The sequence below is a fragment of the Burkholderia sp. IT-111MI5 genome, assembly GCF_949752865.1.
Taxonomy (GTDB): domain Bacteria; phylum Pseudomonadota; class Gammaproteobacteria; order Burkholderiales; family Burkholderiaceae; genus Burkholderia; species Burkholderia pyrrocinia_C.
This window is the reverse complement of record NZ_CATKIF010000002.1, coordinates 81,830-89,271: the sequence shown is the minus strand read 5'-3', so window position 1 is coordinate 89,271 and position 7,442 is coordinate 81,830. Positions and strand designations below refer to the sequence as shown.

Annotated in this window: 7 protein-coding genes; 2 read left to right on the top strand and 5 right to left on the bottom strand. The window is 61.3% G+C overall.

What is annotated here, in order from left to right; genetic code table 11:
• Positions 1-172: 172 nt before the first annotated feature.
• From ACM6JT_RS01515 to ACM6JT_RS01495, 5 genes are all read right to left on the bottom strand, one after another.
• On the bottom strand, positions 173-1,159 hold the full coding sequence (locus ACM6JT_RS01515) for a TauD/TfdA family dioxygenase (RefSeq protein ID WP_414855862.1): 987 nt from the start codon (positions 1,157-1,159) through the stop codon (positions 173-175).
• A gap of 78 nt (positions 1,160-1,237) precedes the next feature.
• Complete coding sequence (locus ACM6JT_RS01510) at positions 1,238-2,548, bottom strand: diaminobutyrate--2-oxoglutarate transaminase family protein (RefSeq protein ID WP_414855861.1); 1,311 nt, start codon at positions 2,546-2,548, stop codon at positions 1,238-1,240.
• Positions 2,549-2,746: 198 nt separating this feature from the next.
• Positions 2,747-3,697, bottom strand: a complete 951-nt coding sequence (locus ACM6JT_RS01505) for a UDP-glucuronic acid decarboxylase family protein (RefSeq protein ID WP_034182242.1) — start codon at positions 3,695-3,697, stop codon at positions 2,747-2,749.
• 156 nt (positions 3,698-3,853) lie between these two features.
• The gene (locus ACM6JT_RS01500; RefSeq protein ID WP_414855860.1) at positions 3,854-4,693 is read right to left on the bottom strand and encodes a thioesterase II family protein; all 840 of its coding nucleotides are present in this window, start codon (positions 4,691-4,693) and stop codon (positions 3,854-3,856) included.
• 796 nt (positions 4,694-5,489) lie between these two features.
• Positions 5,490-6,134: a TetR/AcrR family transcriptional regulator gene (locus ACM6JT_RS01495; protein WP_131947384.1), complete on the bottom strand. Its 645-nt coding sequence runs from the start codon at positions 6,132-6,134 to the stop codon at positions 5,490-5,492.
• Positions 6,135-6,399: 265 nt separating this feature from the next.
• Between ACM6JT_RS01495 and ACM6JT_RS01490 the strand changes: the two genes are divergently transcribed.
• Both ACM6JT_RS01490 and ACM6JT_RS01485 read left to right on the top strand, forming a co-directional pair.
• Positions 6,400-6,558, top strand: coding sequence for a hypothetical protein (locus ACM6JT_RS01490; protein ID WP_347813512.1), 159 nt, complete (start codon positions 6,400-6,402; stop codon positions 6,556-6,558).
• Positions 6,559-6,632: 74 nt separating this feature from the next.
• Entirely contained in the window at positions 6,633-7,421 is a 789-nt protein-coding gene (locus ACM6JT_RS01485) for an SDR family NAD(P)-dependent oxidoreductase (protein ID WP_096476076.1), read from the top strand.
• Positions 7,422-7,442 lie beyond the last annotated feature (21 nt).

Genomic DNA, 7,442 nt, shown 5'->3' with positions numbered 1-7,442 from the left:
CGTTGAATTCCTCAGGACCAGTTGCGGCGATCCCGCCAAGCTTGCTTGCTGAATTGGATGGTATTGAAATTAGAGCATCGCTCTAATCCGCCGTCTGCCCCGTAATCCATGGACATGGCGTTTCGCGCACTTGATCAATCCGGATTTTTATTGATTCGTACGCTCGCGCCGGCTAACGGTCGGCGATTTCTTCGCTGTCGGGGGAGTACGGGTCCAGCAGCGACACGACGACCTTGCGCTCGCCTTCGAACGGGTTGCGTCCATGCGCGAAGCGCATGTTGTCGACCAGCAGGACGTCGCCTCGTTGCCATGGAAACGTGATGGCGCATTCGCGGAATGCGTTGCGGATCTGCTCGATGTCGGCGAGATCGAACGGACTCCCGTCGCCATAGAAAGCGTTGCGCGGGATTCGGTCATTGCCGAACAGGCTGACGATCGAACTGGCGAGCGATGCTTCCAGGTTCGAGATATGGAACAGATGTGCCTGATTGAAGAACACCCTGTCGCGGGTTACCGGATGGTAAGCCACACCCTGGTTGATCTGTGCGGTGCGTAACGTGTCGTCGTCGAGCCATTCGAGCTCGATGCCGTTGTCTGCGCAGAAGGCCGCAACCTGGCCGCGGTCGGAGGTCTGAAAGACGGTTTCCCACGGAATGTCGACGTGCCGCCGGTAGTGCCTGACATAGCGGACCTGTTTCGCCTCGAAGTTCTGCAGGATGCGCGGCCCGATCCTGCGGCTCACCTCGCGCATGTCGGCAATCGGCGTTTCGCCGCCGGTCGTGGCCGGAGTGAGGCAACAGAATGCCACGCTCAGCGGCCAGCTTCGTTGATACGCGTTTTCGCAATGAAGTGCGATCGTCTCGCTCGGCGGATACTCGGTTGCGGTGAATATGCCGTTGCCGATCGAGGTGCGCGGAGTGGAACGATAGACGTAGTCGGACTTATGGGCCGAAATCGCGTTGGCAAACGCTTCGAAGGCGCCCACGGATGAAACGTCGAAGCCGCGAAACAGCAGCGCGCCATGTTCGAGAAGCCGGGATTCCAGCTCCGCCCGGTTGTCGTTCACCGCCAGCACGATATCGCGCCCGTTCGACGCAGGCTCCAGCAGCCACGGAGAGCTCCCGTCGGCAAGCAGCTTGCGTTCCGTCATGCCCAGCATGGTCGATAGTCCCTTTTCTGAACGTGGATCACGGCGAAACCCGCACCGGTCGGTCTGCGTGGTCGCGCCGCGGTGTGGTCATGCACGGCAGGCCGTTTCCACGGCATGCTCGAAGCGATTGAGAATCTCGTGGATATCCGCTTCCGAAACGATCAGCGGCGGCAGGAACCGGAGTACCGCGCCGTTGCGGCCGCCGGTTTCGATGACGAGTCCGTTTCGCAGGCAGTTCTGCTTGATGGCTTTTGCCAGTTCTGCATGGGTCGGGCCGGTTTGGCCATGTGGGCCGGGCATGACGACTTCAACGCCGATCATCAGGCCGCGGCCGCGTATCTGGCCCAGGCAGGGGAAGCGTTCGGCAACCCCCTCGAGGCCGGCAACCAGCAGTTTTCCGACTCTGTCCGCGTGCGCCGGCAGACCGTCTCGTTCGACGATGCGCATGGTCGACAAGCCGGCCACCATCGCAATCTGGTTGCCTCGAAAGGTGCCGGCGTGCGCGCCGGGCGGCCAGGTGTCGAGGCGCTTGTCATAGACCACCACCGACAATGGATAGCCGCCGCCGAATGCCTTCGACAACACCAGTACGTCCGGCTGGATGCCGGAATGTTCGATCGCGAACAGCGCGCCGGTTCGACCGAGTCCGGTCTGCACTTCATCGACGATCAACGGGATTTCATGCCGCAGCGTCAGGTCGCGCAACTCGATCAACCAGGCGTCGGAAGCGGGGATGCAACCCCCTTCGCCTTGCACGACTTCGACGATGATTGCCGCCGGTTTCGTTATCCCGCTCTCGGGATCGGACAGGACGGTCCGAATATAGTTGATGCTGAGTTGATCGGTCGCCGAGCCATCGGTGCCGAACGGGCAGCGAAAAGCATAGGGATAGGGCAGGAAATGAACGTCGCGTCCGTTGCCGCCGGCCGATTTAGGCTTGAGATTTCCCGACACCGCGAGTGCGCCGGCCGTCATGCCGTGGTAGGCGCCGTGGAACGCCATGATCGTCGAGCGGCCCGTATGGTGCTTGGTCAGCTTGATAGCCGCTTCGACGCCATCCGCGCCGCTGGGACTGCAAAACTGGATCTTGCCGGATTCGGCGATCTTCTCGGGCAACAGCGAGAAAAGCTGCTCGACGAACGCGTGCTTTTCCGGCGTCGCCAGGTCGAGTGCCTGCTGCATTTGATCGGACGACAGAAACCGCATGACGGCTTCATTGACTTCCGGGTGATTATGTCCGAGCGCGAGCGTACCTGCATTTGACAGACAGTCGATGTATTCCTGCCCCTCGGAGTCGCGTACGCGTATGCCTTTGGCATGGGTAAACAGCCGTGGGAAAGATGTCGCGTAGGTTCGCGCCTTCGATTCGACATGCTTCAGATACTCGAGTTTTTCCATGCGCGGAGATCCGGCTTGCGAGGCGGATTGATGGACACTGGCATCGCTGCATCCTGGCCAATGGCGTAACGGTACGGCCTGATTGGACCATGTAGTCCATATCGCGTCTGTCACGTAAAAATGGGACACCGGCGATGCAACGTCACGACGTCATGGCATCGCATCCCGATCATCGAAGCGTGGTTTCCGGACGCGGCGTCAAGCCGGCATGGTCGCGCGAAAATAGTCGATGGTCCGCCGGAGCCCCGCTTCGAGCCCGACCGTCGGCTCCCAGTCGAGGTGGGTGCGTGCGAGGCCGATATCGGGGCAACGTTGTGTCGGATCATCCTTCGGCAGCGGACGGAATACGAGCCGCGACGTCGAGCCCGTCAGGCGCAAAATGATCTGCGCAAGTTCGCTGACCGCGATCTCGTGCGGATTGCCGAGATTGATCGGGCCGGTGAGGTCCGCGGGCGTGGCCATCATCCGGATCAAACCGTCGACCATATCGTCGACATAGCAGAACGCCCGGGTCTGGCTGCCGTCGCCATACAGCGTGATGTCGTCGCCGCGCAGCGCCTGCACGATGAAGTTGGAAACCACGCGGCCGTCATTGGGATGCATGCGCGGCCCGTACGTGTTGAAGATGCGTACCACCTTGATTCGCACGTTTTGCTGGCGGTGATAGTCGAAGAACAGGGTCTCCGCGCAACGTTTTCCTTCGTCGTAGCAGGCGCGCGGCCCGAGCGGGTTGACGTTGCCCCGGTAACTCTCCGGTTGCGGATGCACATCGGGGTCGCCGTACACTTCGCTTGTCGAGGTTTGCAGAACGCGTGCGTGCGTGCGCTTGGCGAGCCCCAGCATGTTGATCGCGCCCATCACACTGGTCTTGGTGGTCTGCACGGGATCGAATTGATAGTGGATCGGCGAAGCCGGACAGGCGAGGTTGTAGATCTCGTCCACCTCGACGTACAACGGAAAGGTCACGTCGTGGCGCAGTGCCTCGAAGCTCGGGTTGCCGAGCAGCGCAGCCACGTTCTGCTTGGTACCGGTGAAATAGTTGTCGACGCACAATACGTCGTGACCGAGTTCGACCAGACGTTCGCAAAGATGCGAACCGAGGAAACCCGCGCCGCCTGTTACGAGGATTCGCTTTCGATTACGTTGCACAATGGCACTCCAGGTATCGCGCGCAAGGAAGCGACGCGCGGCCTCCACGCATGCTCGACCGGCCCGCGGCTCCGGCATGGAAGCCGAGAGGACGCGCAAGCCTCTTCATTCGACGGTCACGGCACCGCCGGCACGCCGATCGCGAGGATCGGCCCGTCATGCCTGCAGTGCGCTTGACGCAACGTGTTCCGCGCGCCGCAGGCGCGCCGCGATGATGCCGGCCATCGCCCGCATTTCGCTTCTCATAAAGAAATGATCGCCTTCGATGACGTGAAAATCGAACTGCCCGGTCGTCTCGGCGCCCCAGCCCGCAACGGAATCAACGGGGACCTGTTCATCCGCGCGGCCCGCGAATGCGGTGATGTCCACCGTCAGCCTGCGCCCGGGCACGGGCCGGTAGTTTTCGATCATCGTGAAATCCGCCCGTAGCGCAGGCATCAGCAGCGCCATCAGTTCGTTGTTGTCCAGCACCGGCTTCGGTGTGCCGCCCATCTCGTGCAGTGCATCGAGGAAAGCGCGGTCGTCCAGCGCCTGCATGCGTCGAACAGGTCGCTCCTTGCCCGGTGCGGCGCGCCCGCTCACGAACAGATGCCGGAGGTTCGGTTGCGCCTGGGCCGGAAGCCGCAGCGCCAGTTCGACGGCAATAGCCGCGCCCATGCTGTGTCCGAGCAGTGCGAAGGGACGATCGAAGCAGTTGTCCAGGTCGCGCAGCAACGCGTCGATCAGCGTCGGCATGTCTCGTACGGCAGGCTCGGACAGGCGGCTGCCTCGGCCTGCAAGTTCATGACGGCGCACTTCGATGCCGGGCAACAAGGCGTGCAGACCACGATAAACGGCGGCCGAGCCGCCCGCGTAGGGGAAACAGATCAGGCGCATGCGAGCGGGTACTCGAGCGGCTCGCTTGCTACTGGCGCGCATGAGATCGCGCTGCGGAAATTCACGTGTTCGGCGTTTTTCACCATTAAAGTTCCGGTCATGGTTGCCATGGCGATGCATCGGCAATCTTCACTTGGAGAGAAACGGGCGCGACAGCCAAGCGCGCCGCGGTTCACACGCCGATAGCCGGTTCGTCATCGCTGTACCAAGGCAGTGCGTGAAGCGCACCGGAAGTCATGGAAGCATCGATTTGCTTCATGAACATTCAAGGTGCGTGCCGCCCGGATTCGGAATACGCCCGATCCGGTTTGGCATGAGTTAAACATGAGGTCGCGTGGATGTATGTCGTAGGAAAAGGGGACGCGCATGGTCGAAAATGTCGAGCCCACCCGCTGATGTCATACCCAAATTCGGATGTGCATCTGCCGGCCATTTAAAAATGTCCAGGTTTAAGGCTGGTTTTGTTGGGCTTTTTCCTCTCCGCGGCTCGCCACGGCATCAGACGCTGCTCGATCACGGCTTCCACGACCTTCAGACGATCCAGCCCCCGCATGCTCATGGTGATCAGTCCAGGATGCCCCACGATTTGGTCCGGCAGTCCAAACCGCCGCCAGCATGCCAGCAGTCAAAAACACGACATTAGGATATGGCTGCTACAACCAAAAAAATCGATCATCAGCATTATGTAAAATCAAAGGCTAACAAACTTCAGCATCGGTCACGATTGCATTCCTCGACGTTGGCGATATCGTGATCTGCGGCCTCTCGGATTGCAGCCTAATGGGCACGAGTTAGCACTGCACCAGCTTCAATCATTTGCCCGCCGTCCCAAACTGGCTGCGCCATGCCGATTCCGCAAAGTCCATTAATACCGCGCATCAATACGCTACGCCGTGACTCAGATTCTGGTGACCGGCTACCCACTCGAGCTCGGGGAGCAACTATCGTTGCGCTTGCGCGTAGTTGCGCGCATTTTCGCAGTCGAGCACACAGGCGGACTCAGCGACGCGCGGATCTCGTTGCGGCAAGCCGCCAGAATCTCGTCGGCCAGCGGCGAATCGTCCGGGCAGGCGCGCGACAAGACAATGGCGCCGACCGCATGAGCAAATATGTCGAGCAACTTGGCTCGCCCCTGCCCTGAGTCTGCACCGTTCAATACAGCGCCCTCGCCGCTCAACGCAGCCAACAAGCTTTCGATGCCGTCCGCGAACGTCGACCGGACCACTTCCGGCTGACGTGCGGCGTCGCCGCCCAGTGCCGCCATGGTGCATCCGGTGGACCGGGCGTCGCGGTGCTCACGCGAGACATACTGCTCGACGAACTGCAAGGGATCTACCCCCACGGTGAGCGCTGCTGTCTGCGCCATGCCGCAGGCGGCCGACTCCGCCATTAGATCCGTCTTGGAGCCGAACTGCCGGTAGAAGCCTCCGTGCGTGAATCCAGCCGCAGCCATGAGATCCGCGACTCCGACCCCATCGTAGCCCCGTTCGCGAAACAACTTGGACGCTGTCTCGACAACCAGCGCCCGGTTCGCCTGCGCTTGCGCCTTGGTGACCTTCATGTTTACCGCCGTGAATTCATGACTGCTAGGCCGTCACTATACATTGATGTCACTCAAAATCAAAACGTTGACATATTAGATTATGATCGTCATCATAACGGTAATTCAACACGACGAGCAACTGCGCCATGACCGAGAAGACGCTTTTTGAGCCATACACCCTGGGCGGCCTGACCCTTGCCAATTGCATCGTCATGGCACCGCTGACGCGTATCTGAAAGAGATTAAGCAGCCCACGCTGGTGGTCAATGGACGCGAGGACATCATGGTGCCGAGCATCAACTCGTTCACACTGCAGCAGCACATCCCGAACGCCCAGCTGATCCTGGGCCCGGACTCGGGACACGGCTCGCAGTTCCAATATCCCGAGCCGTTTGTCGCCCACACGGCCCTGTTCCTGGATCAGCCGGGCCCTGCGTCCTGAGCGGGCACCAAAGATCTGCTTCTGGCGCAATCACCACTGCCCAATCCAACCTGACACCGACAAGGAATCAAATCATGAGCACACTGCCTACCGTCCTCATCACCGGCGCCTCCAGCGGTATCGGTGCCACCTACGCCGAACGCTTCGCCAAACGCGGCCACAAGCTCGTGCTCGTCGCCCGCGACAAGGCGCGACTGGAAGCCTTGGCCGACCGCTTGCGCGCTGAAGCCAAGGTGTCCATCGACGTGCTGCCGGCCGATCTCAACCAAGAGGCCGACATCGCTGCGGTCGAAGCACAACTGCGTGACGATGCCAGCATCGGCGTCCTGATCAACAACGCCGGCACAGCACAGTCCGGTGGCTTCCTGCAGCAATCGGCCGAGAGCATCGAGCGGCTGATCGGGCTCAACACCACCGCGCTGACGCGCCTGGCTGCCGCAGTCGCGCCGCGATTCGCCCAGGCGGGCATCGGTGCGATCGTCAACATCGGTTCGGTGGTGGGTTTCGCACCCGAGTTCGGCATGTCGATCTACGGTGCGACCAAGGCGTTCGTACTGTTCCTATCGCAGGGCCTGAACCTGGAACTGGGTTCCAAGGGCGTGTACGTGCAGGCCGTTCTACCGGCGGGCACCCGCACCGAGATTTGGGACCGCGCCGGTATCGACGTCAAGACGCTCCCCGACTTGATGGACGTGGGCGAGCTGGTCGATGCGGCGCTCGTCGGCTTCGATCGCCGCGAACTGGTCACGATCCCGCCGCTGCATGCCGCCGAGCGCTGGGACGCGCTGGACCGCGCACGCCAGACGCTGCTGGGCGACATTCGCCAGGCCCACGCGGCCGAGCGCTATCGATCGCACGACTGATTCTCGCCTCTTGTTTCTCGC

What these genes read in the sequence shown, in the direction of transcription:
- ACM6JT_RS01490 (WP_347813512.1), top strand. Translation starts at nt 6,400, where the DNA reads ATGGTGCCGAGCATCAACTCGTTCACACTGCAGCAGCACATCCCGAAC.
- ACM6JT_RS01495 (WP_131947384.1), bottom strand. Translation starts at nt 6,134, where the DNA reads ATGAAGGTCACCAAGGCGCAAGCGCAGGCGAACCGGGCGCTGGTTGTC.
- ACM6JT_RS01500 (WP_414855860.1), bottom strand. Translation starts at nt 4,693, where the DNA reads ATGCATCGCCATGGCAACCATGACCGGAACTTTAATGGTGAAAAACGC.
- ACM6JT_RS01515 (WP_414855862.1), bottom strand. Translation starts at nt 1,159, where the DNA reads ATGCTGGGCATGACGGAACGCAAGCTGCTTGCCGACGGGAGCTCTCCG.
- ACM6JT_RS01510 (WP_414855861.1), bottom strand. Translation starts at nt 2,548, where the DNA reads ATGGAAAAACTCGAGTATCTGAAGCATGTCGAATCGAAGGCGCGAACC.
- ACM6JT_RS01485 (WP_096476076.1), top strand. Translation starts at nt 6,633, where the DNA reads ATGAGCACACTGCCTACCGTCCTCATCACCGGCGCCTCCAGCGGTATC.